This is a genomic window from Adlercreutzia equolifaciens DSM 19450 (assembly GCF_000478885.1).
Classification (GTDB): Bacteria; Actinomycetota; Coriobacteriia; order Coriobacteriales; family Eggerthellaceae; genus Adlercreutzia; species Adlercreutzia equolifaciens.
Genome location: NC_022567.1, coordinates 607,114 through 633,105, shown reverse-complemented (window position 1 = coordinate 633,105; position 25,992 = coordinate 607,114). Strand labels below are relative to the sequence as shown.

Here is a 25,992-nt window from a genome sequence, read left to right as displayed (position 1 = left end):
TTTTTTCCAAGAAATTGCGATTGTTAGCAAACGAAGAATGCCCAAGGGGACGAGGACGACGCGAAGCGGAGCAAAACCAGCTCATTGCGCATCGTCTTTCCTTTAAAATGCTCTATCTTCCCATCAAAAGATCCCGTTTCAGAACAAGACAGAGTGTGAGCCATCCCCTCGTGCTAACAATCGCAATTTTTGCGAAAATAGAGACATGCAAATTGTCCCGAGAGCATCCGGCCGCCGTAGCGCGAGGCGCAACGCGGGGCGGCCGGAAAGCCGGATATCCTCCTAGAACTTCGCGAAGCGTTCCTGGCGCTGGGCTACGAGTTCGTCGGGCGTCATGCCAGACAGCTCCTTGTAGGCCTCGCGGACGTAGTCGCGCACGGCGGCGATGGCGGCCTCCGGGTTCTCGTGAGCCGGGCCCTCCCCCTCCGAGATGACCGCGTCGATGATGCCGCCGGCCAAAACCGAGGCAGCGTCCATCTGCATGGCCTCGGCGGCCTCGGGCGCGCGGGTGCGGTCCTTCCACAGGATGGAAGCGAAACCTTCCGGCGAGAGCACCGAGTACACCGCGTGCTCCTGCATGGCCACGCGGTTGCCCACGGCCAGCGCCAAGGCGCCGCCGCTTCCGCCCTCGCCCAGAAGCACACTCACCACGGGAACGCGCAGGCCGGCCATGGCGACCAGGTTGTCGGCGATGGCGTTGCCCTGGCCGCGCTCCTCGGCCTCGGTGCCGCAGAAGGCACCCTGAGTGTCCACCAGGCAGAGAATCGGCCGGCCGAACTTCTCCGCCTCGCGCATGAGGCGCAGCGACTTGCGGTAGCCCTCAGGTTGGGGGCAGCCGAAATTGCGGGCCACGCGATCGGCCAAGTTCACGCCCTTCTCCTGGGCGATGATCGTCACCGGATGGCCGGAAATCCAGCCGATGCCGGCAAGAATGGCCCCGTCGTCGGCGAAGGCGCGGTCGCCGTGCAGCTCGATGAAGCCCTCGACGATGCCGTCGATATAGCGGCGCGCCGTGGGACGGTGCACGTTGCGGGCGATCTGCACGCTCTCCCACGCGCTGCCGGCCGGAGCCTCCAAACTCACCCCGGACTTGCGGGCCTCGCGGCGGGCGTGGCGCTCCAATTCGCGGCGGCACGCCTCCTCGGCCTCCTCGGGGCTTTCCGACCGCCCGATAAGCTCGCCCACCACCGGCACTCCAGCCAAGCTGCGCCACAACCCGGCGGCTTCCTCGTCGCGAATGCGCTCGCCCACCGCCTGGGCCTCAGGGGCCACATCCACCGAGCCGTAGGCGCCCGGGCCGACGCGCAGGGCGTCCATGACGCTGTGGTAGGTGACGATGCGCCCCATATCGTCGGCGGGCGCGTGCAGCGCGAGCAGCTGCGCCAGAACGCTGCGCATCTGGGAGCGCTCGACAATGGCGTCGATGAGCCCGTGCTCGAGCGCGAACTCGGCGGTTTGGAACCCTTCCGGCAGCTCCTGCTTGATGGTGTCGCGGATGACGCGCTGCCCGGCAAACCCGATGAGCGCGCCGGGTTCGGCCAAAATGATGTCGCCCTGCATGGCGAACGACGCCGTCACGCCGCCGGTCGTGGGGTCGGTGAGCACGGTGATGAAGGGCAGATGGGCCGCCCCCAGGCGTTCCACGGCGCAGGACACCTTCGCCATCTGCATCAGCGAGACGAGCCCCTCCTGCATGCGGGCGCCCCCGGATGCGCAGAACACGACGACCGGCAGACGCTCGGCGATGGCGCGGTCGATCATCGCGGCCACTTTCTCGCCCACCGCATGCCCCATCGAGCCCATGAAGAAGCCGGACTCCATGACGCCTACAGCCAAAGGCAGCCCCGCAATAGTCGCGCGCCCCGTGCGCACGGCCTCTTCAAGCCCGCTCTTTGCGCGCTGATCGGCAATTTTCTCGGGATAGCCGGGGAAGTCGAGCGGATCGAAATCGGGCATGACCGCGTTCCACTCCTCGAACGAATCCGCGTCCATCGTGGCGGCCAGACGCTCGTCGGAGCGCAGGCGCTGCAGGGTGCCGCAGGCCGGGCAATAGCCGCCCAGCTCGATGATCTCCTCTTTGTCGAAGAAGAGCTTGCAGTAGTGGCAGCGGCGCCAATGGGTCGGCCCCTCATCGTCATCGACAAGCGGCGCTGGCGCCGGCGCCGACTCCCAAGGCGCCTCGGAGGGCTCCGTCGTGCTGGCGGCGGGCAAAAGCTCCACCCAACCGGTGCGCAAGGTGCCCTCGGTGGCCGGAGCGAACACGCGCAGACCGCGCTTAGCGGCATGGCGCAGGAAATAGGCGTCCTCGGCGAGCGGCGCCTTGGCGCTGTCGAGGAAGATGAGCGAGGCGCCGCAGGCCTTGGCCGCCGAGAGCACCGTGTAGATGTTGGCGGAAAGCGTATCGGCGTCCACATCGGCCGTGGTGCTGCCCAGGTTGTGCGTGGGCAGCATGCGCCGAGCGAAGCCGTCCAGCGAGCGGTTGTCCACCGTGGCGAAGACGACGTCGAGGCCCGCCTGCTCCATGGGCACCACGAAGGCCCGGGCGTTCTTGGCCGAGGCGATGACGAGGGCCCGGGGCTTGGCGCCCGTTGTCGCACTTACGGCGAAGTCGTCGCCGATGGTGGACCGGACGTGCTCGGAGACGTCGGCCACCTTCTCCTCCGGGTCGCGATGGGTCGCCCCGGCACGGGCGCTCACCAGGGCCGCCGCCGTGTCCGGCAGGGTGCCGGCCGCTTCCACGATGGCGTCCAGGGCGTAGGAGACCGCCGATTTCAGCGAGCCGTCCTCGGTCGCCTCAGGGGCCGCAGGGCCATCCGCAAGCTCGGAGACGAAGTTCCCCGCCGTGTCGAAGCTGATGTACTTGGAAGCCGCTTTGGCCATAGTTACTCCTTGGGTGCGAGCACGTACTTCTGGGTGGCCGTGGCGCAGACCTCGCCGTCCACGGACGCCTCCACCTCGGCCACCACGAGGCGGCGCGACGACTTCACGATGGTCGCTCGCAACGTCACCGTCTCGCCCGGGGCCACCTGACGGCGGAACTTCGCCGCGTCTATGCCGGTGAGAAAGCCGATGCACCCGCGCAGCTCGGGCGACTGCAGCACCGCGATGGAAGCGCATTGGGCGAGCGCCTCCATGATGATGACGCCCGGCAGCACCGGGTGATCGGGAAAATGCCCGCGGAAGATATCCAGGTCGGCGGGCACATCCAGCTCTCCTTCAATGGAAGCGCCGGGCTCGATGGCCACAATGCGACTCACCCACACGAACGGATCGCGATGGGGCAGAATCCCTTCGATGACCTCGCGCCCCCAGGGCAGCGGCGCCATCGCGTTCTCCTCAGTCATCGGCTCCTCCTAACCGTTATAGGGCGAGAAGGCCAAGGCGGCGTTGTGGCCGCCGAAGCCCAGCGAGGTCGACAGGGCCACCTTCTGCGGATAGTCGGTGACCGCCTCGGTGACCACCGCCACCGGGCAGTCCTCGGCGGCCTCGGCGAAGCCGGCCGTGGGGGGCACCGCGTCGCGGGCCACGGACAGGGCGCACACGATGGCCTCCACGGCACCGGCGGCGCCGAGCATGTGGCCCGTGGTGCCCTTGATGGACGTGACGGGCACGGAAGCGGCCGCCTCCGCGCCGCCCATGAGATTCGCGAGCGCCTTCGACTCCGTGGCGTCGTTGGCCGGCGTGCCCGTGCCGTGGGCGTTCAGGTGCCCCAGATCGGCCGGGGTGAAGCCGCCCTCGGCCAGAGCCGCAGCCATGGCTGCCGTGATCGCGGTGGCCTCCGGGTCGGGCGCGGTCATGTGATAGGCGTCGCCCGTGCTGCCGAAGCCGGTGATCTCGGCGATGGGCTCAGCCCCGCGGGCGAGCGCGCTTTCCAACGACTCGATGACCAGGGCCCCCGCCCCCTCGCCGGCCACGAACCCGCCGCGGCGGGCGTCGAAGGGCAGCGAGGCCTCCTTGGGATCCTCGGCGCGGGTAAGGGCCGACAAATTGGTGAAGCCGGCGATGCAGATGGGACTCACGGACTCCTCCGTGCCGCCCACGAGCGCCGCGTCGATGTAGCCGTGGCGGATGTCACGCAGCGCCGTGCCGATGCAGTGGGCACCGGTGGCGCAGGCGGTCACCACGTTCAGGCACTCGCCGCGCATGCCGTAACGAATGGCCAGGTTGCCGGCCGCGATGTTCCCGATCATCGTGGGGATGAACAGGGGATTCACGCGCTTGGGGCCCTTCTCCTCCAAGGTGGCGAAGCTCTTCTGCAGCTCGTCGATGCCGCCGATGCCGGTGCCGAACACCACCGCAATGCGGTCGCGGTTCTCGTCGGTCACTTCCAAGCCGGACTGGGCCAGCGCCTCGTCGGCCGCCACAATGGCATACTGCACGAAGCGCTCGAAGCGACGGGCCTCCTTCTTGGTCAGGCCGTGCTCGACGCCGTCGAAGTCGCGCACCTCGCCGGCAATGTGCACCTCGTACTCGCTCGTATCGAAGCGCTCGATGGGCTCAATGCAGCACTCGCGCCCCATGAGCGCCTCCCACAACGCCTCGACGCCCACGCCGGCCGGCGTCACCGCGCCCACGCCGGTGATGACGACGCGATGGGTGCCGTCGAGCCGCCGGGTCTGAATGCTCTCGCTTGCGTTCTCGCTCATAGGGACATACCTCCGTCCACGCAAATGACCTGACCGGTGATGTAAGACGCCTCGTCCGAGGCAAGGAAGCGCACCAAATGGGCGATGTCGTCCGGCTCGCCCAAGCGCCCGCTGCCGATGCGGCTCACGATGGCCTCGCGCTGGGCATCGGAAAGCGCGTCGGTCATGTCGGTGGCAATGAAGCCGGGCGCCACGGCGTTGGCCGTGATGTTGCGGCGCGCAAGCTCGCGGGCGAGCGACTTCGTGAGCCCGATGACGCCGGCCTTGGAGGCGGCGTAGTTCACCTGGCCCGCGTTGCCGTACACGCCCACCACGCTGGACATGTTCACGATGCGGCCCCAGCGCTGCTTCATCATCAGCTTCGCGGCGGCGCGGCAGCAATGGAAGGTGCCCTTCAGGTTGATGTCGATGACGGCGTCGAAGTCGTCGTCGGACATGCGGGCGGCCAGGCCGTCGCGGGTGATGCCGGCGTTGTTCACGAGCACGTCCACCCGCCCGTTGGCCTCGGCCGCGGCGGCGATGAGCGCGTTGGCCTCCTCTTCTATGGCCACGTTGGCGGCCACGGCCAGGGTTTCCACGCCGAACTCTTCGGCGATCTCGGCAGCCACCGCCTCGGCGGCGGGCAGGCTGCGCTCAGAAGAGCTGTTCACCACCACGTTCATGCCAGCGGCCGCCAGCTCGCGGGCCACGGCGCGTCCGATGCCGCGGGTGGAGCCGGTCACAACGGCGCAGCGGCGGTTTTCTGGTTCGGTCACGTCTATTCCTTTCCGAATTCCTCGACGAAAGCGTCGAAGGAGGGACGATCCTGAATGGCGGCTCGGGGCGCGCTGCGGTCGATGCGCTTCACGAGATTGGCGAGCACGCCGCCGAAGCCCACTTCCGCGAACATCTTCGCGCCGGCCTCCTGAAGCTTCGCCACGCTGGCCTCGAACTGCACGGGCGACACCAAGTGCGCCACCAGCTCGTCGCGAGCGCCGGCGGCGTCAAGCGGCGCGGCGTGCACGTTGCCGATGACCGGCACCACCGGCTCGCGGAACTCCACCTGCGCCAGGTAGTCGGCGAAGGGCTCTTGCGCCGGTACCATGAGCGGACTGTGGAAGGCGCCGGAGGTGGCCAGGCGCGAGAAGCGGCCCTTGCTCGCGGCCCAAGCCTCCTCGGCGCGCGCCACCGCCGCCGGCGTGCCGGCGACGACGATCTGGCCGCCGCCGTTCAAGTTCGCGGGCACGAGCACCTCGCCCTCGGCGCACTGGGCGCACAGCACCTCGGCCTCGGGCAGCGTGATCTTCAGAAGCGCGCTCATAACGCCGGGGTTCGCGTCGGCCGCCTCTCCCATGAGGCGCGACCGCTCGGCGATGAGCGCGAAGGCGTCCTCCTCGACGAGCATGCCGCCGAGCACCATGGCGGAAACCTGCCCGAGGGAGAACCCGAGCAGCGCGTCCGGCACGATGCCGCGCGCCTCAAGCGCCCGCCCCATGCCGACCGACAGCGCCGCGATGGCGATCTGGGCGTTGCGCGTGTCGTTCAGCTCTTCGGGCGACGCGTCGCGCACAAGCGCCGCCACGTCGCGGCCGAGCACGTCCGAGGCGCAGGCGAACACGGACGCCACCTCGGGAATATCCAGCATATCGGCGCCCATGCCGGGCTTCTGCGAGCCCTGGCCCGAGGCCATGAACACCAGGCCAGCCGGGCCCAAGGGCGCCAAGGGAGTCTCATCAAGCATGGCGGCCTCCCTACACGCGCGCCCGGCGGCTGTTCAGCTCGGCCAGCTCGCCCAAGGAGCGCCCGGCCAGGGCCTCGGCCTCGCGCACCATATCGGCAATGACGCCGGCCGCCGTGCCGCGCTCGGTCACCAGCGCGGCCACCTGGCCCGCCATGACCGAGCCGTTTTCCACGTCTCCCGCCACGGCGCGGGCGAGCGAGCCGGCGTACATGCCCTCCAGCTCTTCCCCGGAGGTGGCGGCCATCTCAATCTTGCGGCATTCGCGGGCGAACTTGTTCTTCAGGCCGCGCACGGGATGCCCCGTGCCGCGCCCGGTGACGATGGTGTCGGAGTCCTTCGCCTTCAGCACCTTCTCCTTCCACGCCTCGTGCACGCTGCACTCCTCCACGGTGAGGAAGCGCGTGCCGCACTGCACGCCCTCGGCGCCCAGCGCGAAGGCGGCGAGCATGCCCCGGCCGTCCACGATGCCGCCGGCGGCGATGACGGGAATGGAAACCGCCGCACACACCGACGGCACAAGGGCCATGGTGGTCAGCTCGCCGATGTGCCCGCCGGCCTCGGTGCCCTCGGCCACCACGGCATCGGCGCCGAGACGCTCCATGCGGGCCGCCAGCGCCGATGAGGCCACCACGGGCACCACCTTCACGCCCGCTTCCTTCCACATCTTCATGTAGTTCGCAGGGCTGCCGGCACCGGTGGTCACCACTTCCACGCCCAGCTCGCACACCAGCTCGGCCACCTCGCCCGCGCGCGGATCCATCAGCATGACATTGATGCCGATGGGCTTGCTCGTGATGGCGCGGGCGCGGGCCACCTGCTCGCGAATCCATTCGGGGCGGGCCCCTCCGCAAGCGATGATGCCCAAGCCGCCGGCTTCGCTTACGGCGCCGGCCAGCCCTCCGTCGGCGATGCGGGCCATGGCCCCTTGCACGACGGGATACTCAATGCCCAAAAGCTCTGTGATACGGGTCTTCATGAAAGCAGCTCGTCCTCTCTTTCGCTGCGGCAACACGCGCCTTGAGATAAACTATCTGAGAAATCTTAAGGAATTCGCCCCAAAAACTGACCGCGCGTTTAAAATCTTCACCAAACATCTCATCGTTGAGCAGAAAACTTGGCGATATGGGGCATCATAGGGCAGGTTGAGGCATCATTTACGGAAAGGAACGGCTTTGGGCAGCGTCATCATCGGATCGGGCAGAGCGCTGCCCGCGCGCATCGTCACCAACGACGAGCTCTCGGAAATCGTAGACACCACCGACGAGTGGATCGTCCCGCGCACGGGCATTCACACCCGCCACGTCGCCATCGAGGAGACCTGCACCGACCTGGGCACCCAGGCGGCGCTGCGGGCGCTGGGGCTTGAGGAGGGCGGTTGGCAGCGCGAGGCGGGAGCGATCGATGCCGCCAGCCTGGACATGATCATCTGCCCGACGCTCACCGCCGACACCCACTTCCCCTCCGAGGCCGCCCGCATCCGCGAGCGCATCGGTGCCACAAACGCCGTGTGCTACGACATGTCCTGCGCCTGTTCGGGCTGCGTCTACGGGCTTTCCACCGCCGACCTCATCATGGCCGGCGCCGCCTTCGCGCGCCTGGAAGCCGCCCGCACCGGGGGCCCTATGCGCTGCAACGACGTGCGCCGCGTGCTCGTGGTGGCCGCCGAGCGCCTGAGCAAGCTCGTCGATTGGGAGGAGCGCGCCACGTGCATCCTGTTCGGCGACGGCGCCGGGGCCGTGATGCTGGAATGGCGCGACGAGGCGGAGGCCGGAGCCGGCGGCGCTGATGGCACTGCCGGTGCCGCCGGTGCCGCCGGAGCCGCCGGAGCCGACGCCCCTGGCATCCTCTCCTCGTACATGGAAAACACCGACGACGTCGACCGCACCCTCTGGTGCGACAGCGCCTTCGCCTCCCGCGAGGTGCCCTTCGCCGCCGACGGCACGACCGCTGCTGGCACCTCCACCACCGATGCCCCGCGCCTCGCCGCTGCCGATGCGGAAAGCGACCCCTATATGCGCATGGCCGGCCAGGCGGTGTTCAAGTTCGCCACCTCCGCCATGATTCGCTGCACCGAGGAGGCGCTTACCCGCGCCGGACTGACCACCGACGACGTCACCCTGTTCACGCCGCACCAGGCCAACGAGCGCATCATCCGCTACGCCGCCAAGAAGATGGGCCTCCCCATGGAGCGCTTCCAAGTGATCATCGACCACGTCGGCAACGTCAGCGGCGCCAGCGCCCTCATCGCCCTGAACGAGGCGCTTTGCGAGGGCAAGCTGCAGCCGGGAGACATCGCCTGCATGACCGCCTTCGGCGGCGGCCTCACCGCCGGCTCCTGCGTGATCCGGATCTAGGCTGCAGCCGCGATGCGGTCGGCGGCCTCTTGCACCTTCGCCTCGATGCGGGCCTTCTCGTCCCCTTCGGCCAGCATCGGCTGGTAGGTGTTGCGGTCGGTCTCCGTGGAAACCGAGGCGGCGATGAAGTCCACGTCGTCGTTCTTGGCCACCGTATCGCCGGTCACGGTGAAGGTCTGCTGGAAGATGAGGCAGTCCTTGTCGTCGGGGTTGGTGTTGCCGCCGAAGCAGAAGTTGCCGAGGCTGTAGACGATGTAGCGGCCCTGATACACCTCCCAGCCCTGCACCACGTGGGGATGCGAGCCCACCACCAAATCGGCCCCCGCATCAATAGCGGCGCGCCCGGCGGCCTGCTGCCCCTCGGTGATGTCGTACTCGTGCTCCTGGCCCCAGTGCACGTACACGATCACGAGCTGGGCGCCCTCGGCGCGGGCCGCGGCGATGTTGTCGGTCATCTCCTTGGTGTTCTCGGCGCTGTCCTCGGGGAAGTACGACCCGATGAGCGCCACCTTCACGCCCTTCACATCCAGATACGCGATGCGGTCGTAGCCGAAGCTTTGCACCCCCTCGGCGTCCAGCGCGGCAATGGTGTCGTCGTAGCCCGTCTGGCCGTAATCCTGAGAGTGGTTGTTCGCGAGCGTCGCCGCCTCCACCGAGGCGCTGGAGAGGATCTTGGCGTACTCCGGCTTGCCGCGGAAGGCGAACTTCTTGTCGGCCCGCTCGCCGCCCTCGGTCAGCGCGCCCTCCATGTTCACCACGGTGAGGTCGTCGGAGCCGAACAAGTCGGCGACGTTGCGCAAGAAGTAGGTGGCGTCGCCCTCCTCGGCCTGCCAGCGGCTGTTGAAGGATCGCTCGTTCTCGTAGTTGATGTCGGTGCCGAGCGTGCAGTCGCCGGCGAAGGTGACGGTCAGCGTCACGGGCTCGGGAGCGGTGGCAGGGTCGGAAGCGGCGGCATTCCCGTCGGCGCCCTGAGAGGCGGCATCGTTGGCAATGGGAGCCGCAGCCCCCGCCGAATCAGCCGACGATCCGGCCGCCGCACCTCCCTCGGAAGCGCCGGCGCGGCCGGCGAGCAAGAGCCCGATGGCCACAAGCTCGACCGCAATAACAACAATGAGAAGGATCTTCAGCGGAGTCGGACAGGTCGGTTTCGCGTACATGTAAAGCCTTTTCTAGAACCTTTAGAACACTAAGAGGCAAACGATTACAACAAGAAGAACGACGATCAGGGGGACGGCCACCTTGACGAACAGCGGCACGCCGGAGCCGCCCTGCGCTCCGCCATAGTTGGCACTTCCGCTCATAACGCCGGCAAACCCCACGTCGGAGGCGCGAGAACTACGAGGGCGACGCACAGGCGCCGGAGCGCCGGGAGCCCCCTCGGCGGGCGTGGCGAACCCCTGCCCGGCCCGAGAATACCACGTGCGATTGTCCATCGTGTCAATCATCGGGTCATGGCGGTCGCGATCGTCGCGCGAGTAGGCGGAAATCTGGTGGCTCTCGTTGAAGGTGCGCGAATCGATGCTGCCGCGGCCGTCGATGACCTCGCGGTTGAGCGCACGGCCCCGGCGAGCCTCGGAAAGGGCATCGCGGGAGGCGCGGGCACGCTCGTAGCTTTCCATGGAAGAGCGAGTGAGGTCGTAGCTCTCCTGGGAAGAGAGCGGGGGCACCACGCGGGTTCGGCGCTGGCCGGCGCGCTGGGCCGGAGTCGCCGCGGGCGCGGGCCGCTGCTGGGCGGCGCGACGAGCCTCCTGCTCGCGCTGCTGGGCCGCGAGCGCCTCGCGCCGCGCCGCGCGATCGGCGTCGCGCTGGGCGGCGCTGGCCGTATAGGCGCGGGACGCCTGCTGGGAGCGCAGGCGCGCGTCACGGGCGCGCATCTCGTCTTGGGTCGCGTAGGACTGCAGAATGCTCTCTCGCGAGGGGCGCGTGGTGATCTTGCCCCGCGAGCCCTGGGGAGCCCGGCCGGCCGGAGCCGGCGCATCGGGTCGCTCGGGGCTGCGGCCGTAGGCATCCCCTCGGGGGTCTTGGTTCATTCCCATGGATGATCAACCTCGTGTTCGTTTCCGTCGTGCGTTTCGCGTGTTCGTTTGGTGGCAGCACGCCTGCCGCCGAAGCAGCTTGCGTGCGGTTGTGTCCATCGAAATACAGGTGGGCTCATTATAGGCAAAATATCGCCTTGCGACCTCCCCTCTTCGCGAAAAGCCCTCAGACCTCAACAATCGGCAGCGACGAAAACCTCAACGCGTGCAGCAAGGGTCGCCAACGTCGCTCCCCCGTAGGGCTGACCTTGGTCAGCCCTAGCGAGTGGGACGACCACGCGCGACAAAACAGGGGCGCCCAAGGTCGCCCCCTATGGGAGCCAAACGGCAGCGGCCCCCCACAACTTCTGCGCAACCCGCGCCGTTTCCGCTTGCATGCCGTCAACAATGGCGACGGGATGGAAACGGGCGTATTTCAAGGCGGCTTCTTTCTTCCGAACAAGTTCTCTTACGCATACGCGATTCCAACAATGCCCAGTTCAGAGCCTATTTGTGACCTGGACACCCTAAGATAGGCACTGTCAAGTTCCATTCTTGGCCCTTACCGCACGAGAGGGTTCGCCTCGCAAAGAAGAAGCCCGTCCGCGACTCCGTCGATAGGCCTCGTGAAAGGAAGAAGCGTCATGAAGGCATCGAAACTCATAGCCGCCGTTGTTTCCGGCGCCGCTGCGCTCGCCCTGGTCGGCGGCATTGCCTACGCCATGGAGCCCGACCGCGATCCGGCCACGCTGCCCATGCCCGAGGCGGCCCAGGACACGTCCATCGTCAAGCAGGTGGCCTCCATCATCGTCTACGAGGATCAGGAAGAGGCGGTGGCCATGGCCTCCGAGTTCGATGACATCCACGACGAGTTGGCCATGGACGCGGTTTCCAGCCGCGCCTCCCTGTCCGCCAAGCACAGCGCAAGCCACGATGCCGGCGCCAAGGCCGCCGCGAGCGCTGCCGGCGAGACGCCCGAAGGCTCCAACGATTCCATCGACGTGGAGGCCGTCGACGTGACCGAGCCCCTCGAGACCATCTCCCCCGAAGGCGATGAAATGGTAGCGGACTCCATCGACGTGAACGGGGACATCGTCACCTACGTCCCCTCCTACGAAAGCGCCTCGGCTCCCGCCTCCGGCGCGGGGCTGTGGATGGGCTCCGATAGCACCACCGATGGCAGCTGGGGCTACTTCATCGGCCACAACCCCGGCGACTTCACCTGCGTCATGACCCTGAAGAACGGGGATCCCGTCACCGTGTGCGACTCCGATGGGAACACGCGCACCTACTCCGTCGTCGACGAGTTCATCGTGCCCGACGACACCTACTGGGAGGACATCCAGTCCCGCGTGACCGACTACGGCGAGTCGATCATTCTGCAGACATGCTGCGGGGACAACGCCCATTACCGCGTGGTCATCGCCGTCTAGAGGCGACAGCGACCCGCTCCTCCCCTCCTCCGAGCCGCCCGGTCTTCCCGATCGGGCGGCTCTTTGCCGGCAGGTTGCGTTACCCTAGGGAAGCACTGCGGAATGCACCCTCGAGAAAGGATCCTCATGGCACGCCTCGGCGTTATCGACCTCGGCTCCAATTCGGTTCGCCTGGTCGTTTACGAGACCAAGCGGGAAGATGCCGCCAAGCCCTTCCGCACGTTGGTCGACGAGAAGAAGATGGCCGGCCTTGCCGCCTACGTGACCGACGGGGCGCTCTCCAACGCGGGCATCGCGCGAGCCGTAGCCGTGCTGGGCGACCTGCTGAAGCTGGCCGACAACCTCAACTGCGCGCGCGTCGATATCTTCGCCACCGCCGTGCTGCGCAACTGCGCGAATTCCGAAGCGGCAACCGCGGCCATCGAGGCGGCCATCGATCACAAGGTGCGCGTGCTCTCCGCCCGCGAGGAGGCCCACCTCGGGTTCGTCGGCGCCTCCATCGGCGCACCCCTTGCAGCAGGCACGCTCATCGATGTCGGCGGCGGCTCGACGGAGCTGACGGCCCTTGCGGCCGATGGCGACCATGCGGGGATCTCGATACCTTTCGGCTGCGTGCTCGCCTACGCGAACTACGTGCGCTGCGTCATTCCCACCCCGGCCGAATGCCGCACCATCGCCGACGCGTTCCGCAAAGAACTCCAGGCGCTGCCGAATTTGGAGGGGTACCGAAGCGAGCGACTCTACGGCATCGGCGGATCGGTGCGCGCCCTCGCGAAGATGGTCGCCGCCGTGTGGGGCGACGACACCCGGCCCAAGAGCATCAGCCGCAAGGACATGGAAGGACTCGCCGATCTCCTTCAGGGCGACGTCTCCGTTTTCGCCCATCGCGCCGTGAAAGCCGCCCCCGACCGTGTTCACAGCCTCGTTCCCGGCATGATCATCGTGCGCACGCTCGCAGAGGAGCTGGCCGCCGCCGAAGTTATCCCCTGCAAATACGGCATCCGCGAAGGCTACCTCGTCACCCACATGCTTTAGGGCCCCGCCGGTTTACCACGTAGAGCCGGTCAACCTCGCTTGCCCCACATCCCGTAGGAGCTGACCTTGGTCAGCCCTCCCAACCGGAATGGTGCCCCCAGCTGCGTAGGGGCGACCAAGGTCGCCCCTACGGATCGCACTTGCAGGGCTCTACAACAGCTCGGCCGCCAAACGCCGGGCTTTCTCCATCACCTCGCGCTCCAGATCGGCAATGGCCGGCGGCGTCCAGCTGACGGCGTCGGCGCCGGCCGCAATGGTGGCGCGGATGGCATCGTCGGTCGGGCCGCCCGTGGCGATGATCGGCAGGTCGGGATATTCCTGGCGCAGAGCCTCCACCACCTGGGGCGTGCGGGCGCCGGCGGCCACGTTCACGATGGAGGCCCCCGCCGCAATCTGGCGGTGCACCACGTCGTCGGCAGCGCAGGCGGTCACGCACACGGGCACGGCCACCTTCTCCACGAGCGCCGAGATGGACTCCACAGGAATGGACGTGTTCACCACGACGGCCGCCACGCCGGACATTTCGGAGTGCAGGGCCGCCTCCACGCAGCGCTCGCCCTGGGTGATGGAGCCGCCGACCCCGTTGAACACCGGGCGCTGGGACGCGGCCACAAGCGCCTGGGTGATGGCCGGCTGGCAGGTGAAGGGGTACACCGCCAGCACCGCATCGGCGTCGCAGTGGCAGATGACGGCCAGATCCGTCGAGAACACCAGCGAGCGGATCTTGCGCCCCTGAATGGCGATGCCGGGGGCCGTACGCATGACCTCGGGCACAGCGAGTACGCTCTCGTGTGCCTGGGCCCGCTCCGCATGTTCTCTCTTGATGACCTTGGTCACAGCCGCGCTCCTCGCTCTTGCCGCCCGTGGCGCCCTTGCCGGCGCCTTCTTTTTGGAACGCCCAGTATAGCAATCCCGGCGCCCGCGCTACCGCTGAAGTCGCCCCCTGCGCCATCTTTCCGCTTCCGAGGCGGCAAGGCGCCTTCGGTGGGGTACGCTTCTGCCGACGATACCCTGCGGCGCGCAGGCCTTAAGCCCCGGCGCCGCCCACGGAAGGAGTGCCCTATGAACGTCGTGTGCCTCGATTTGGAAGGCGTGCTGGTTCCCGAAATCTGGATCGCCTTCGCCGAAGAAGCCGGCATCCCCGAGCTTAAGCGCACCACCCGCGACGAGCCCGATTACGACAAGCTCATGAAGTGGCGCCTCGACGTTCTGGCCGAGCACGGGCTGGGCCTGCCCGATGTGCAGGCGACCATCGCGGAGATCGACCCCATGCCCGGCGCCCGCGCGTTTTTGGACGAGCTGCGCAGCCTCACCCAGGTCATCATCATCTCCGACACCTTCGAACAGTTCGCCAAGCCCCTCATGGAGAAGCTCGGCTGGCCGACGTTGTTCTGCAACGAGCTCGTCGTCGCCGAAGACGGCACCATCACCGACTTCGCCATGCGCTGCCCCGAGACCAAGCTCACCACGGTGCGCGCGCTGCACTCCTGCGGCATGCAGACCATCGCCGCCGGCGACTCCCACAACGATTTGGGCATGATCCTGGATTCGAAGGCCGGCTTTTTGTTCCGCACCACCGACGCCATCAAGGCCGAGTACCCGGAGCTGCCGGCCCTGGAAACCTACGACGAGCTGCTCGCCGCCATCAAGGCCGCGCTGTAATTCGAACGGAAATCTGGCAAGTTTTTCGAGGGTTTCGACATCGTCCCCTTCGAAAAGACCCCTCAGACACGGAAATCGAAGGTTCGAGGGCGATTCGGTAGCGCTGAGCGCACCTCCCGCCCTTTCCTCCGTCGAAAAACTTAGAAAACTTGCCAAATCCGAACTGATCTTCCTGCGCGGTCCTGCAAGTTGCCGCCACAGGCGTGTACTTGACCGCCCATAGCGACAACGCGGCCTACGACCAGCCCTCCTCGTTGTCGAAGGTCTGGAAGCCGGGGCGACGCTCGTGCGGGTAGTCGGCGAAGAAGGCCCCGCCACCGTCGACCTTGAAGAGCGCTTCCCCATTGCACGCCGGCGCGTCCTCTCCGGCGCGCCTGGCCAAATCGGCGAGCATCTCGAGATCCGGCGAGGGAACTTCCGGGGCCGCCGCCTCGCACATCAAGGCGAGATCCCCGAGCGCGAGCTCCCACTCACCGTTGTCGAGCCATTCCTCGACCACGCGCCTGTCCTGCTCCCTGAAAGCTTTACACTCCAGCACGATCCGCGCCCTCTGCATGTCCAACACCAGATCGCCGGGCGCGAAGGCCGTCACGCGCACGTGCGGGGCGCGTTCGCAAAACTGGCGACCGCATCTGGCCATCAGACCAAGGCCGAATGACGCGATGCCCGAGTCCCAGGCAATCGCGTCGCCGTCACGCGCCATTATTTTCGCTTTGATCCATTCGCAAGCAGGCCCTCCCACGCCTGGATCGTCCTCGAACATGAGGGTCGGGTCGCTCACGGCAACAGCGCGGCATCGTCGCTGCGGGTCGTAGCGCACAAAAATTTGGCCGTAACTCTCGACGTAACCCTCGCCGTACACTGCGTCGGGCCGCGCGCCCAGGGCCGCCGAGACCTCCTCCGGGGCCATCCCGAACTCCACCGGGCCCACACTCCGGTAGGGAACCACCTTCCGCATGCCGCCCTCTTTCCTTGGAGAAGCGAATATGCGGCTATTATATCCTTTCCGCCCGCTGCCGCCCCTATTGCAGTGCTGTCCCGAACCGCAGCAGCCTCGTGCCGACCGCGACCCTCGGCGGCGCCGCTGCCTTTTCGTGTCGCCGATTGGGCCTAGCGGCCCCGGCGCCGGTCGCCCTACGACCAGCCCTCTTCGTTGGCGAAGGTCTGGAAGCCGGAGCGGGGCTCGTGCGGGTAGTCGGCGGGGTCGGCGCCGTACTTGCGGGCCCACGCCCTCATCGGGGCGAACGCGAGCTCCTCGAAGCGCGCGCTGGCGGCCGGGGCGGAGCGCCCCGCGAGGGCGTCCGCGTAGCACTCCCTGCCACCCGCGACGCACGCGCAGCGCCAGCCCAGGAACTCGTCGGGGAAGAGGCGGCCAGATGCGCCACGAGGGGCTCTACCGCGGTCACATCGTCGCCCCCACGGCCCCAGTCCAGCAGTCCAATGGCATCCCAGAACTCATCCTCGCCCATATAGATGGTCTCCTTCCGCCGTTTTCCTTGACGACGCATCCATCTGGCAGCCGAATCAGCGCGAGCGCTCGCGCCGCGCCGGCGCCAGCCATTCCTCGACCGGCACCCCGAGAATGCCGGGATATGCCTCCACGAGATCGTCGTAGTACCCCTTCCGAAAAGCGATCACGCTCTCCACCAGAGGCACATCGCCGTCGGCTTCCTCGCCTCCCAGGATATCCCTCGCGAATGGCGCGTACACCCCCACTCCCAGCGCCAGAGAAGTGCACCCATCGCCATTGCACAGCAGGTCGACCCCCGCTTCCTGCAGCTTTTCGAGAGCGTCGGCGTAGGGATTCGGAAATAGGAGAATGCCCTCGCAGCGTACCTCCCCGCCGAAGAACTCGATCGCCTCGCAGGCGCCGTCTGCATCGTAGCTTACGAAGAAATCAGAGTACTGGTCAGTGCCGCCAGGGTCTCTCTCCTCTCCTCCTCTATGAAAGGTCCCCTCTGGGCCGCCGATCGCTTTTGCCACATCACAGCGCGTCATCCCGAACTTCACGCCCGCCGCTCCCTGGTAGGGCTCCACGTTGTAAGTTGCAGTTGGCCTCTCAGTATTCTGCATTAAATTCTTCCTTTTCGCTCAAGTTCGTCGGTATAGGCTATCATTTGGGATATCTCCCTGTCATATTTATCACCAGCAATTTTTCGCACATGATCAATGTCTTGTTGCTGAGCCTCTCTGAACCTCCCCTCGTCAACCAGTCTCTGCTGTTCTTTTCTGTAGTCTTGCGCTGCTTTGCTATTGCCCCAACTCGCCGTTAAACGATGATCCTCGGGCGTCATACTTATTGCTGGGCCTTCCCGCTCCCCAAGATGACTGACTGATTTTGCGGGCATATGATGAGCCTCTCGACCCGCTGTACGAACATCCTTATACGCGCCGCCTCCAAGTTTCACGGCCTCCAGCTTCTTGGCGGCACGAGTCGCAGCCATCGCGGCGTCGGCGGCGTCCAGGGCGGCCAGGCCGGCCTTGGCGCCCACCTTGGCGGCGCCGGCCGCATCGCCCACGCCGGGGATGGCCGAGACGAAGGACATGGCCGCGTCCACGTAGTTGCCCTCGGCAGCATACCACAGGCCGTTGGCGACGTCGGCGGCGGCGCCGATCCCCGGGATGAACCCGAGCAGGTCCAGGGCGCCGTGTCCTATGGCGGCGAGGTCCACCCCCTGGGTCTTCGACTCGCCCATATGGGCGGCGGTGCCGCAGAACGCGGCCCTGGCCGCGGCGGCGTAGTTGCGGGCGCGGATCGCGGAGGCGGTGAGGGCGACCGTCCTCGCGGTGCCCGGGGAGTAGCTCCCAGGGCCGCCCCCGCCCTTGCCGCTCCCGTAGTAGACGCTCCGCAGCGCGGCGCCCGCCCCCACCGCGACCACCGACGCCGCCGGCGCGGGGGGCAGCCTGTTGAACGTCCGGTTGGTCGCGTACGAGAGCTCCTTGGTCATCTTCTTCAGCGGGGGCGCCTTGACCAGCGGGCCGGCGAAGCGCGCGACCGCTGTGGACACCTTCGCGAAGACGCTGGTCTTCTTGGCGGAGGTCGTCCTCCTGCTGCCGGACGCCTGCACGCGCCTCTGCGTCGCGCGCTGCCTCGACACCCGGTTCTTATAGGCGGTGACATGCCCCGTCGGGTCGCAGCTCGCCACCGGGTTGCCCCCGGCGTAGGCGTAGCGGTTGAGGGTGGCCGGGTCGGCCGCGTCGCCCAGCAGCGAGTCGCGGCTGCCGAACGCGCCCATGGAGGGGTCGTACCAGCGGGCGCGCAGGTACTGCAGCCCTCCCTCGGGCGAGGTGGGCTCGGCGTTGTATCCGTAGTGGGGCCGCTCGAACCTGTCGCCGTAGCCGGGCAGCGACTCCGTGGAGAGCTCCTCCTCGCCCCACGGGGAGCAGGAGAGGCTGGCGGAGATTTCTGGGGGATTTCAAGGTGCGGGGAAGGCCGCGCCACGGCCGCCGGGACGCCCTACGACCAGCCGTCCTCGTTGGCGAAGGTCTGGAAGCCGGGGCGGGGCTCGTGGGGATAGTCGGCGGGGTCGTCGCCGTACTTGCGGGCCCACGCCCTCATGGGGGCGAACATGAGCTCCTCGAAGCGCGCGCCGGCGGCCGGGGCGGAGCGCCCCGCGAGGGCGTCCGCGTAGCACTCCCTGCCACCCGCGACGCACGCGCAGCGCCAGCCCAGGAACTCGTCGGGGAAGAGGCGGTCGCGGGAGAACCCGAAGGCCCGCTCCGCGACGTCGCGCCTGTCCAGCGCCCGCAAGTGCTCCGCCAGCGCGTTGCCGAAGGCGAACAGCTCCCCGTTGGGGAGCGCGGCCAGATATGCCACGAGGGGCTCTGCCGCGGCCACGTCGTCGCCCCCGCGAGCCCGGTCCAGGAGCCCGACGGTGTCCCAAAACTCGTCCTCGTCCATGCGAATTCCTTTCCAGCAAAGCGAACGACGCGGCTCGCCCCCTGCCCGCCCTCAGCGCGCGAGCAGCGTCTCCTCGTGGCCCGCGGGCCACGACCCCACGTCTGAGAAGGCGTCGGCGAGCAGACGCATGCCGGGACCGTCGGCGTAGACGATGACATCATCCGACGAGCGCCGGGCGTCGACGAAGAAAGGCGCATCGTCCCCTTCCCGCCCACACTCGCCCGCAAGCCGCATCCCCCTCGGCCGCAGCGCGTCCTCCGATTCCGATATCTCCCCCAGGTCCTCGCACCGGATCCGGCTCTGGCGGCGCATCCGCGCCTCGGACTCGGGCACCGCCGGGTCTTCCCTCTAGATGTACAGCTCAAGCGACCCCCGCGCCATGCCGCTCCACTCCTGGAGCTCCGCGCACGACGCCAAGAGGACGTCGGGGGCCGCCAAATCGAGAAACCTCTCCGTCAACATGGCCGCCCCATCGCCGTTGATTTTGAAGAGCGCCTCCCCGTCATGCACTGTCACCAGGACATCCCCGTCGGCGAATGCGCCCGCTTGATAGCCGTCTCCCATGAACAGACATTCGATCGACTTTATCGTGTTGCTTTCGGTCATCTTCGGCTCCTACCGACTTACTTCTTTTTCGAAGAGATAGACCGCCAGACCGTCACCGTAATTCTGGAAACAAACGACTCCATCTCCCGCAGGCATCGAATCGAACAAGGGGCATAGATCGAATGAAGCGAAAAACGGGAGTCCGTCTCCGGCGAATACCTCTAGGAGCTTCCTCATTATGTGCTCCTGGTCAACCAGCGAGTCAGATCGGGCAAGGTACAGGAACTTGGAGGCTCGCCCTGCGCTCCAGAGGGCAAGCACTGCGTGATCCGTCAGGCCATCCGGCAACTCTGCGGTTCCCATGAAAGAAAAGTCGTCTCCTTCGTCTACCCTTTCTTCCCGTGGGTTTTTCAAGCGCAGACCTTTGTTAGCCATATCCAAAGTCTTCCAGAGACCGTAGTGCTGCCGTATACGAGGCGTGCTCCCACGTCCTCGCGACGAGGCGCAAAGGAGCACACGCGCTGGAGGCAATCCCCACAGACGACTGAGCCAGGAGGCAGCCTCGGCGCAAAAATCCTCCTTCGTAGATATGTATCCCCACAGCGAAGAACATACCCACATCTGAACACTCGGAGCACATCGACCCTGAGCACGACAAGCTTCCTCAAGACCAATAAAATACTCAGCCATCGGCATAGGGCCTATCTGCTCTTTCATGCTGTCTCCTTACCTGCATTCGCTCTTTGCACTCGCTTGACTGAAAGCCTCTCAGCCAACGACCCTCGTAGCCCTACACCTCGTCGATCCATGCGGGGCCGTCATCGTCCGGGGTGGCGAAGACAGGCTGTTCCTCGTAGCTGCTGTCCCACACGAGCTGGAACGCAAGGCCCGCGAGGCCCGCGTCGAGCCACCGCTCGAAGAGACGCTGGGAAGCATATATCCCGCAGGTCGGATCGCCCTTTAGCCGGAAGAGATCGTATCCGGCAATGTGCTCGGGCGCCAGGGCGTACCGGCGAATCCACACGCCCCCGTCCTCTCCTTGGGCCAGATCCATCTCCTCGTAGACAACGCCGTCTGCCTCGGGCATATCGGATAGGCGCCACGGGAGCCCCTCGGCGGCCCCTTCGTCCGACGGACTCGCGACGAGGCCGCAGGCCTCCGCGAAAAGCGCCCGGGCCCGGTCGTCCAAAAGCAACGTGCCGTCTACGAGGGGCTCCGCGTCGCCGCGCCCTTCCTCCCGCCACGCCTCACTGGCCCAAATCCTCCACGCGCGGGGTCGGGAGGGCGCCCCGTCCTCGGCGGGGACCGCCTTCTCGATCTCGATCGCCGGCCCATCGCCCAGGCCGGAGGACCGCGACAGCACGACGCGCGTCCCAAACCTCGCTTCCGGCTCGGCCAAAATCATGAAAATACGGGCCAGAGCGACGAATCCCTCCCGGCTCGCAGTGATGGTCAAGCCATCCCCGTCGATTGCCGATTCCACTCGCTCCGAGGGGCCGAGCCGAAACTCGCGGTCAATTCGGCTTCCCGCCACGGGAATATCGAACACGACCTCTCCCAGATCGCCCGTCGGCGTTCCCTCGACGCCGCAGCCGTCGCCCTCGAGAACCAAGGTCAGCTCGGTAGAGCCGTCCTCCAAATCGGTGCCCACTTCGAGATGGTCGTGCAGCGGGCAACTCGTACCGGAGCGCGCGAGCGTCATGCAAATACGGGAAAGGGAGATGAGTCCCGTGCGGTTGGCGATTATGACAATCTTGCCGGCACGTTCCGTCGCCCAAATCCTGTAGCAGGGTGCCCACTGGTATACCAAAGAGCCTCCATCCCTCAACACGGGGTAGGTCAACTTTCTTTTCATCGTCATCCCTTCCTACTCAATATCATCGAAATAGGTGTGCGACTTTTCAAGAGTAGTCATTTTGACATCGGGCCTTGTTGGGCTAGGGCCGATCACCTCAAAGTGCACATGAGGAACTCCACCGGTGTCTTTTCCAGCCAGATCGGAATCTTTCATCCTGAATACACGAGTGCCATCGGCTGAGACAAAACGGCAAGGCTCCACTTCTCCATAGCCCCAGGAACCGGAGGGGTCGTACCAGCGGGCGCGCAGGCACTGCGGGCTTCCCTCGGGCGAGGTGGGCTCGGCGTTGTATCCGTAGTGGGGCCGCTCGAACCTGTCGCCGTAGCCCGGCAGCGACTCCGTGGCCAGCTCCTCCTCGCCCCACGGGGAGCAGGAGAGGCTGGCGGCCACGGCGCCGCCCTCGCGCAGCACGGCGCTGACGCTGCCCAGCCCGTCCTCCAGGTAGGTGTCGGCGATCGCCAGGCTTACACGCATCGGCCTGTTCCCAGCTGTCAGACCTTTGACAATGGGGACGGCTGGGCTTGGTAACCGTGGGCTTTGCGTCTGCTGCATCGTTAGGAGGGCGACCGGTTCAACCAGAGGGATGCGACATCCGGCGAGGGGCAGGCGGGGACTCCGATGCGACTCTGCTGCGGCGCAAGTGCGGTCGGCGCGGGGAACGGATCGGGGCATTCCCGCGTCATTTCTGCGGTCGCGCTGTCGTAGGCTTGGGGAATCGTGATGTCCGATGAAAGGATTCCGCCATGCCGAAAAGGAACCTGAAGTTCACCGACCGCTGGATGTTTAACAGAGTGCTATGCGAGGAGGAGGTGTGCCGCAAGGTCCTGCGCGCCGCGCTGGGGATAGAGGTGGGGGAGATAGCCTACCTGAACGCCGAGCAGGCGAAGGAGCCGGCGGCGGCGAGCCGCGGCGTCCGCATGGACGTGTTCGCCCGGGAGGGAAGCCGCGTGTTCGACATCGAGATGCAGGTCTCCCCCGAGGACCGGATAGGGCGCCGGATGCGCTACTACCAGGCGGCGATCGACGCGACGGAGTTGGGCCCCGGAGAAGACTACGAGCTGCTCCCGGAGAGCTTCGTCGTGTTCTTCTGCGCGACCGACCCCTTCAGGGCGGCGCGGTCTATTCGATCGAGCGGGTCTGCCTGGAGGCCCCCGGGCTGGTCGCGGGGGACGACTCGCACTGGCGCGTGTTCAACGCGTCGGCCGCCGAGGATGTCGCCGACCCCGACCTGCGCGATTTGCTACACTACGTGGCGACGGGGCGGCCCGAGGGCGCGCTGTCCCGCGAGATAGACTCCCTCGTGGAGGAGTACAACCGTGACCGGGAGTGGGTGACCAAGGTGCTGACCTACGAGCAGGATACCGAGATGCGCTGCCGCCGCGCAGAGGCCAGGGGCATCGAGCAAGGGATCGAACAAGGAATCGAGCAAGGAATGGATCGCTTGGGATCCCTCGTCGGCCTTCTATTGGACGCGGGGCGCTTGGACGACGCCAGGCGCGCCTCCGAGGACGCCGCCTACCGCGATATGCTGCTCGCGGAGTTCGGGCTCGGGGACGATGCTGATCGCTCCAAGCGCTGCTGAAGCGTCTTCCAAGAAGCCGTGCTGCCCTTCTTCACGGATCTCCGTCTTGTTAGCCTTTGACAGAACCAAAACATAGAACCGAAAAGCTTAGAAAACTTGCCAGTTTTTCGCAAACCGAATGACGAGCAGCGCGCATCGGGAACGAAACCGTGTATGCTTGAGCCATGGAAGAAGCACTCCTGGAAATAATCGAAGCCGTGCGCAGCGGCGTCGTCGGTGGCGAAGGAGCCGACAGCAACGCCGACGCCGCATGGCTCGACAAACTGGTGCGTCGGCACAACCGCGCCGCCCACGACGGCACGCGCCAAGTGGCCAAGCGGCGACTCCTCCCCTTCTACCTGCGCGTGAAGGCCGAGGAGCCCGAGCGGTGGGCGGCGTGGAACGTGAGCGAGGCGACCGACGCAGCCCTCGTGCGCCTTCTGCAGGCCAAACCGCGGCGCACCGCCTCGGGCGTGGCCACCATCACCGTGCTCACGAAGCCCTGGCCGTGCTCGGGCGCCTGCGTGTTCTGTCCGAACGATATCCGTATGCCGAAGAGCTATCTTTCCGACGAGCCGGCCTGCCAGCGGGCCGAGCGATGCTGGTTCGACCCCTTCCTCCAAGTGGCCGCGCGCCTGCGGACGCTGACCGCCATGGGGCATGTCACCGACAAAGTGGAGCTCATCGTGCTGGGCGGCACCTGGAGCGACTACCCCGAAAGCTATCAGCGCTGGTTCATAGGCGAGCTCTTCCGCGCTTTGAACCTGCCCGATGAGGAACGCGCCCGTGAAGCGACCGAGCGCCAGAGGTGGTACGAGAGCCGCGGCCTTCCCCGCGATCGCGATGCCCTGGCCGCTGCGGCAGCATCCCTCCAACAGCGCATCGATGCCGGAGAGCTCACCTACAACGAGGCATGGCGGGAGGCCTATGCGGCAGAGGGCCCACGCGGGCACGAGGCCGAGGCATTCCCGCATCCCGGCATTTCGACGGCGGCCCAGAGGGCAGACCAAGGTCTGCCCCTACGGGAAGACGCTGAAAGCGCAGCACCGAAGGAACTTTCCTGGGACGATCTTTTCGCCCTGCATCGCGCCAACGAAACGGCACCGAAGCGCGTCGTCGGGCTGGTGGCGGAAACGCGCCCCGACCTCGTCACCGCCGATGCCTGCCGCAGCCTGCGCGCACTCGGCTGCACCAAGGTGCAGATCGGCATCCAGAGCCTCTCCGACGACCTTCTCGCCGCCAACGGCCGCGCCATCACGTCCGCGCGCATCGCCGATGCCATGGCCCTCTTGCGGCGGTTCGGCTTCAAAAGCCACGTGCACTTCATGGTGAACCTGCTCGGCGCCGACCCCGCCTCCGACATTGCCGACTACCGTCGTCTCGTCACCGACCCGGCGTTTCTGCCCGATGAGGTGAAGCTCTATCCCTGCTGCCTTGTGGAAAGCGCCCAACTCACTGACTGCTACGAGGCCGGCCGCTGGCGCCCCTACACCGAGGAAGAGCTCGTGAGAGTCCTCGTCCAGGACGTGCTGGCCACCCCGCCCTGGACGCGCATCTCCCGCATGGTCCGCGACATCTCCGCCACCGACATCCTCGCCGGCAACAAGAAGACCAACCTGCGCCAAGTGGTAGAAGCCGCCGTTGATGCCACAGACGAAGCGGTTGCCGAGATTCGCTCCCGCGAAATCTCCGTAGAAGGCGCCACCGTGGGCGACCTTTCCCTTCAGACCATCGCCTACCAGACCGCCACCACCGAAGAGCGCTTCCTTGAATGGATCACCCCCGAAAACAAGATCGCCGGCTTCTGCCGCCTGTCGCTGCCGACGGCACTTCCCCGCGACACCGCCAACGAGTCCTCTCCCCCTCCCATCAAGAGCGAGCAAAGCGAGGCGAGGGGTTCCTCGCTTGCTTCCCCCTCCGCACCGCAGGAGGCCATGATCCGCGAAGTGCATGTGTACGGGAAGGTGGCCGCCCTGCACCGCACCGGCGAGGGCACCCAGCATCTGGGCCTCGGGCGGGCGCTCGTGGAAGAGGCCTGCGCCCAAGCGACGGCAGCCGGGTACACCGCGATTAACGTCATCAGCGCCGTGGGCACCCGCGTCTACTACCGCAACCTCGGCTTTAAGGACGCCGGGCTCTACCAGAAGCGGCCGCTGCCATGAGCATCGCCGACGAGCAGCGTGTTTCCGCATCCGGAGCAACCACCGCGCAGAGCGCCTCGCAGCCCGACGCCTACTCCCCCCAGGTCATCCGCAAACTGAATGACCTCACGAGCGACTTCTACGCCCGCGAGGCCACCTCGTTCTCGGCCACGAGACAAGCCCCTTGGCATGGTTGGGAGAAGGCTTGGGAGCTCATCACGGCCCCCGATGCCGCGCAAGGCCCCTTTCCCAGCCACGCCGCCGTGCGAGACTCCCTCTCCAGCCGCGCCACCCGCATCTCCGATGACTATGCCAGCAATTCCAAGGACTCCCTCGCTGTCCTCGACCTTGGCTGCGGCAACCTCCGCTTCGAACGCTTCCTCGCCGAACGCACAAACGCCCCCCTGCGCGTCACCGCCCTCGACAACTGCCCCGATCTGGCATCTCCCGAAATCGGCGCTCTATCTGCCGCCTTCCCGCACAGCCTTCGCAGCTCCTCTGCTGCTTCCAAAACGAAAGAGGAGAATGCTTCAGGGCAGGGCGCGAATCCCCCCGAAAAGACCATCGTAGATCTCCGCGCCCTCGACATCGTGGAATCCCTCCTCGACAGCACCTTCGCCGACCGTCTCCCATGCAACTCGCACGACCTCGCCGTCGCCTTCGGACTCATGCACCATCTGCCGACATTCGCCCTGCGCGCCCGGGTTCTCGAGGGGCTCCTCGGCTCCCTGCGACCCGGCGGCTTTGCCGTCGTGTCGTTCTGGCAGTTCCTGAACGACCCGCGCCTGGCTGCCAAAGCCGCCACGGTCACCGCCGAGGGCCGCGCCGCCCATTGCCTCCCCACCTTCCACGAAAACGACTTTCTCCTCGGCTGGCAGCATGCCGAGGGCGTCTACCGCTTCTGCCACCACACACCCGAGGACGAAATCGACGCCCTCCTCGCCGCCATCCGCGAACCCAGCGCGCCCTCCACCAGCGGCTGCGCGTCTGCCGCTCCCCCCTCCTTCCGCGAGATCGCTCGCTTCTCCGCCGACGGCAAACTCGGCAACCTCAACCGCTACCTCATTTTGCAGCGCCTCTAGCTTAGACGCACCCTCACCCCCACCGTTTTCCAGCCGCG

The 25,992-nt window shown here is 66.7% G+C and carries 26 protein-coding genes; 8 read left to right on the top strand and 18 right to left on the bottom strand.

The window, feature by feature from the left end; all coding sequences use genetic code 11:
• Positions 1-282 precede the first annotated feature (282 nt).
• The 6 genes from AEQU_RS12100 to AEQU_RS02240 are packed head-to-tail and all read right to left on the bottom strand — an operon-like array spanning position 283 to position 7,342.
• Positions 283-2,880 carry an acetyl-CoA carboxylase carboxyl transferase subunit gene (locus AEQU_RS12100; RefSeq protein WP_022739304.1) on the bottom strand — a complete coding sequence of 866 codons (2,598 nt, stop codon included), beginning with the start codon at positions 2,878-2,880 and terminating at the stop codon, positions 283-285.
• Between the two features lie 2 nt (positions 2,881-2,882).
• On the bottom strand, positions 2,883-3,344 hold the full coding sequence (fabZ, locus tag AEQU_RS02260; protein ID WP_244874832.1) for a 3-hydroxyacyl-ACP dehydratase FabZ: 462 nt from the start codon (positions 3,342-3,344) through the stop codon (positions 2,883-2,885).
• Positions 3,345-3,353: 9 nt separating this feature from the next.
• A complete protein-coding gene (gene fabF / locus AEQU_RS02255) occupies positions 3,354-4,646 on the bottom strand; it encodes a beta-ketoacyl-ACP synthase II (protein ID WP_022739302.1) in 1,293 nt (430 codons plus the stop codon).
• Positions 4,643-5,401 (bottom strand): 3-oxoacyl-[acyl-carrier-protein] reductase, encoded by a 759-nt coding sequence (gene fabG / locus AEQU_RS02250; protein WP_022739301.1) that lies wholly within the window; start codon positions 5,399-5,401, stop codon positions 4,643-4,645. The genes fabF and fabG overlap by 4 nt, the downstream gene beginning before the upstream one ends.
• A gap of 2 nt (positions 5,402-5,403) precedes the next feature.
• Positions 5,404-6,366 carry an ACP S-malonyltransferase gene (locus AEQU_RS02245; RefSeq protein ID WP_022739300.1) on the bottom strand — a complete coding sequence of 321 codons (963 nt, stop codon included), beginning with the start codon at positions 6,364-6,366 and terminating at the stop codon, positions 5,404-5,406.
• Between the two features lie 10 nt (positions 6,367-6,376).
• Positions 6,377-7,342 (bottom strand): nitronate monooxygenase, encoded by a 966-nt coding sequence (locus tag AEQU_RS02240; protein ID WP_022739299.1) that lies wholly within the window; start codon positions 7,340-7,342, stop codon positions 6,377-6,379.
• A gap of 196 nt (positions 7,343-7,538) precedes the next feature.
• Here AEQU_RS02240 and AEQU_RS02235 point away from each other — a divergent pair, with 196 nt between their 5' ends.
• On the top strand, positions 7,539-8,720 hold the full coding sequence (locus AEQU_RS02235) for a beta-ketoacyl-ACP synthase 3 (RefSeq protein WP_022739298.1): 1,182 nt from the start codon (positions 7,539-7,541) through the stop codon (positions 8,718-8,720).
• Here the strand turns inward: AEQU_RS02235 and AEQU_RS02230 are convergent.
• A complete protein-coding gene (locus AEQU_RS02230) occupies positions 8,717-9,877 on the bottom strand; it encodes a CapA family protein (RefSeq protein WP_022739297.1) in 1,161 nt (386 codons plus the stop codon). The genes AEQU_RS02235 and AEQU_RS02230 overlap by 4 nt on opposite strands.
• Before the next feature lie 21 nt (positions 9,878-9,898).
• Positions 9,899-10,756: a hypothetical protein gene (locus AEQU_RS02225; RefSeq protein ID WP_022739296.1), complete on the bottom strand. Its 858-nt coding sequence runs from the start codon at positions 10,754-10,756 to the stop codon at positions 9,899-9,901.
• Positions 10,757-11,379: 623 nt separating this feature from the next.
• Here AEQU_RS02225 and AEQU_RS02220 point away from each other — a divergent pair.
• Positions 11,380-12,168, top strand: coding sequence for a sortase domain-containing protein (locus AEQU_RS02220; RefSeq protein ID WP_022739295.1), 789 nt, complete (start codon positions 11,380-11,382; stop codon positions 12,166-12,168).
• Between the two features lie 126 nt (positions 12,169-12,294).
• Positions 12,295-13,203 (top strand): Ppx/GppA phosphatase family protein, encoded by a 909-nt coding sequence (locus AEQU_RS02215; protein WP_022739294.1) that lies wholly within the window; start codon positions 12,295-12,297, stop codon positions 13,201-13,203.
• 150 nt (positions 13,204-13,353) lie between these two features.
• Here AEQU_RS02215 and AEQU_RS02210 read toward each other — a convergent pair whose 3' ends face one another.
• Positions 13,354-14,040 (bottom strand): beta/alpha barrel domain-containing protein, encoded by a 687-nt coding sequence (locus AEQU_RS02210; RefSeq protein ID WP_022739293.1) that lies wholly within the window; start codon positions 14,038-14,040, stop codon positions 13,354-13,356.
• A 225-nt stretch (positions 14,041-14,265) separates the two neighbouring features.
• Between AEQU_RS02210 and thrH the strand changes: the two genes are divergently transcribed.
• Positions 14,266-14,865: a bifunctional phosphoserine phosphatase/homoserine phosphotransferase ThrH gene (gene thrH / locus AEQU_RS02205; protein ID WP_022739292.1), complete on the top strand. Its 600-nt coding sequence runs from the start codon at positions 14,266-14,268 to the stop codon at positions 14,863-14,865.
• Between the two features lie 235 nt (positions 14,866-15,100).
• Here the strand turns inward: thrH and AEQU_RS02200 are convergent, their stop codons facing one another.
• The 9 genes from AEQU_RS02200 to AEQU_RS02160 form a co-directional block, all read right to left on the bottom strand.
• A complete protein-coding gene (locus tag AEQU_RS02200; protein WP_022739291.1) occupies positions 15,101-15,823 on the bottom strand; it encodes a hypothetical protein in 723 nt (240 codons plus the stop codon).
• Between the two features lie 566 nt (positions 15,824-16,389).
• The gene (locus AEQU_RS02195; protein ID WP_022739290.1) at positions 16,390-16,938 is read right to left on the bottom strand and encodes a hypothetical protein; all 549 of its coding nucleotides are present in this window, start codon (positions 16,936-16,938) and stop codon (positions 16,390-16,392) included.
• Positions 16,938-18,269, bottom strand: a complete 1,332-nt coding sequence (locus tag AEQU_RS12740) for an RHS repeat-associated core domain-containing protein (protein ID WP_197536807.1) — start codon at positions 18,267-18,269, stop codon at positions 16,938-16,940. Before AEQU_RS12740 ends, AEQU_RS02195 begins: the two co-directional genes overlap by 1 nt.
• A gap of 53 nt (positions 18,270-18,322) precedes the next feature.
• Positions 18,323-18,766 carry a DUF4240 domain-containing protein gene (locus AEQU_RS11690; RefSeq protein WP_022739288.1) on the bottom strand — a complete coding sequence of 148 codons (444 nt, stop codon included), beginning with the start codon at positions 18,764-18,766 and terminating at the stop codon, positions 18,323-18,325.
• Between the two features lie 51 nt (positions 18,767-18,817).
• The gene (locus AEQU_RS02180; protein ID WP_041714350.1) at positions 18,818-19,099 is read right to left on the bottom strand and encodes a hypothetical protein; all 282 of its coding nucleotides are present in this window, start codon (positions 19,097-19,099) and stop codon (positions 18,818-18,820) included.
• Positions 19,100-19,114: 15 nt separating this feature from the next.
• A complete protein-coding gene (locus AEQU_RS02175) occupies positions 19,115-19,372 on the bottom strand; it encodes a hypothetical protein (protein WP_022739286.1) in 258 nt (85 codons plus the stop codon).
• Between the two features lie 9 nt (positions 19,373-19,381).
• Positions 19,382-19,747 carry a hypothetical protein gene (locus AEQU_RS12795; RefSeq protein WP_041714349.1) on the bottom strand — a complete coding sequence of 122 codons (366 nt, stop codon included), beginning with the start codon at positions 19,745-19,747 and terminating at the stop codon, positions 19,382-19,384.
• Between the two features lie 355 nt (positions 19,748-20,102).
• Positions 20,103-21,167, bottom strand: a complete 1,065-nt coding sequence (locus tag AEQU_RS11685) for an Imm32 family immunity protein (protein ID WP_051353368.1) — start codon at positions 21,165-21,167, stop codon at positions 20,103-20,105.
• 12 nt (positions 21,168-21,179) lie between these two features.
• Positions 21,180-21,644, bottom strand: a complete 465-nt coding sequence (locus tag AEQU_RS02160; protein ID WP_022739284.1) for a hypothetical protein — start codon at positions 21,642-21,644, stop codon at positions 21,180-21,182.
• Between the two features lie 269 nt (positions 21,645-21,913).
• On the opposite strand from AEQU_RS02160, the gene AEQU_RS02155 reads away from it, so the two are divergent.
• The 4 genes from AEQU_RS02155 (at position 21,914) to AEQU_RS02140 (ending at position 25,954) form a co-directional block, all read left to right on the top strand.
• Complete coding sequence (locus AEQU_RS02155; protein ID WP_051353367.1) at positions 21,914-22,462, top strand: PD-(D/E)XK nuclease family transposase; 549 nt, start codon at positions 21,914-21,916, stop codon at positions 22,460-22,462.
• A gap of 8 nt (positions 22,463-22,470) precedes the next feature.
• Positions 22,471-22,752 (top strand): hypothetical protein, encoded by a 282-nt coding sequence (locus tag AEQU_RS11680; protein ID WP_158318392.1) that lies wholly within the window; start codon positions 22,471-22,473, stop codon positions 22,750-22,752.
• Between the two features lie 164 nt (positions 22,753-22,916).
• A complete protein-coding gene (locus AEQU_RS02145) occupies positions 22,917-24,893 on the top strand; it encodes an elongator complex protein 3 (protein WP_022739282.1) in 1,977 nt (658 codons plus the stop codon).
• A complete protein-coding gene (locus AEQU_RS02140) occupies positions 24,890-25,954 on the top strand; it encodes a class I SAM-dependent methyltransferase (RefSeq protein ID WP_022739281.1) in 1,065 nt (354 codons plus the stop codon). The genes AEQU_RS02145 and AEQU_RS02140 overlap by 4 nt, the downstream gene beginning before the upstream one ends.
• Positions 25,955-25,992: the final 38 nt, after the last annotated feature.

Excerpts from the sequence above, each read along its gene's own strand:
- AEQU_RS12100 (WP_022739304.1), bottom strand. The coding sequence starts at position 2,880 with ATGGCCAAAGCGGCTTCCAAGTACATCAGCTTCGACACGGCGGGGAAC.
- fabZ (WP_244874832.1), bottom strand. The coding sequence starts at position 3,344 with ATGACTGAGGAGAACGCGATGGCGCCGCTGCCCTGGGGGCGCGAGGTC.
- fabF (WP_022739302.1), bottom strand. The coding sequence starts at position 4,646 with ATGAGCGAGAACGCAAGCGAGAGCATTCAGACCCGGCGGCTCGACGGC.
- AEQU_RS02245 (WP_022739300.1), bottom strand. The coding sequence starts at position 6,366 with ATGCTTGATGAGACTCCCTTGGCGCCCTTGGGCCCGGCTGGCCTGGTG.
- AEQU_RS02240 (WP_022739299.1), bottom strand. The coding sequence starts at position 7,342 with ATGAAGACCCGTATCACAGAGCTTTTGGGCATTGAGTATCCCGTCGTG.
- AEQU_RS02230 (WP_022739297.1), bottom strand. The coding sequence starts at position 9,877 with ATGTACGCGAAACCGACCTGTCCGACTCCGCTGAAGATCCTTCTCATT.
- AEQU_RS02225 (WP_022739296.1), bottom strand. The coding sequence starts at position 10,756 with ATGGGAATGAACCAAGACCCCCGAGGGGATGCCTACGGCCGCAGCCCC.
- AEQU_RS02220 (WP_022739295.1), top strand. The coding sequence starts at position 11,380 with ATGAAGGCATCGAAACTCATAGCCGCCGTTGTTTCCGGCGCCGCTGCG.
- AEQU_RS02215 (WP_022739294.1), top strand. The coding sequence starts at position 12,295 with ATGGCACGCCTCGGCGTTATCGACCTCGGCTCCAATTCGGTTCGCCTG.
- thrH (WP_022739292.1), top strand. The coding sequence starts at position 14,266 with ATGAACGTCGTGTGCCTCGATTTGGAAGGCGTGCTGGTTCCCGAAATC.
- AEQU_RS02200 (WP_022739291.1), bottom strand. The coding sequence starts at position 15,823 with ATGCGGAAGGTGGTTCCCTACCGGAGTGTGGGCCCGGTGGAGTTCGGG.
- AEQU_RS02195 (WP_022739290.1), bottom strand. The coding sequence starts at position 16,938 with ATGCAGAATACTGAGAGGCCAACTGCAACTTACAACGTGGAGCCCTAC.
- AEQU_RS11690 (WP_022739288.1), bottom strand. The coding sequence starts at position 18,766 with ATGGACGAGGACGAGTTTTGGGACACCGTCGGGCTCCTGGACCGGGCT.
- AEQU_RS02175 (WP_022739286.1), bottom strand. The coding sequence starts at position 19,372 with ATGACCGAAAGCAACACGATAAAGTCGATCGAATGTCTGTTCATGGGA.
- AEQU_RS12795 (WP_041714349.1), bottom strand. The coding sequence starts at position 19,747 with ATGGCTAACAAAGGTCTGCGCTTGAAAAACCCACGGGAAGAAAGGGTA.
- AEQU_RS11685 (WP_051353368.1), bottom strand. The coding sequence starts at position 21,167 with ATGAAAAGAAAGTTGACCTACCCCGTGTTGAGGGATGGAGGCTCTTTG.
- AEQU_RS02160 (WP_022739284.1), bottom strand. The coding sequence starts at position 21,644 with ATGCGTGTAAGCCTGGCGATCGCCGACACCTACCTGGAGGACGGGCTG.
- AEQU_RS02155 (WP_051353367.1), top strand. The coding sequence starts at position 21,914 with ATGCCGAAAAGGAACCTGAAGTTCACCGACCGCTGGATGTTTAACAGA.
- AEQU_RS02145 (WP_022739282.1), top strand. The coding sequence starts at position 22,917 with ATGGAAGAAGCACTCCTGGAAATAATCGAAGCCGTGCGCAGCGGCGTC.
- AEQU_RS02140 (WP_022739281.1), top strand. The coding sequence starts at position 24,890 with ATGAGCATCGCCGACGAGCAGCGTGTTTCCGCATCCGGAGCAACCACC.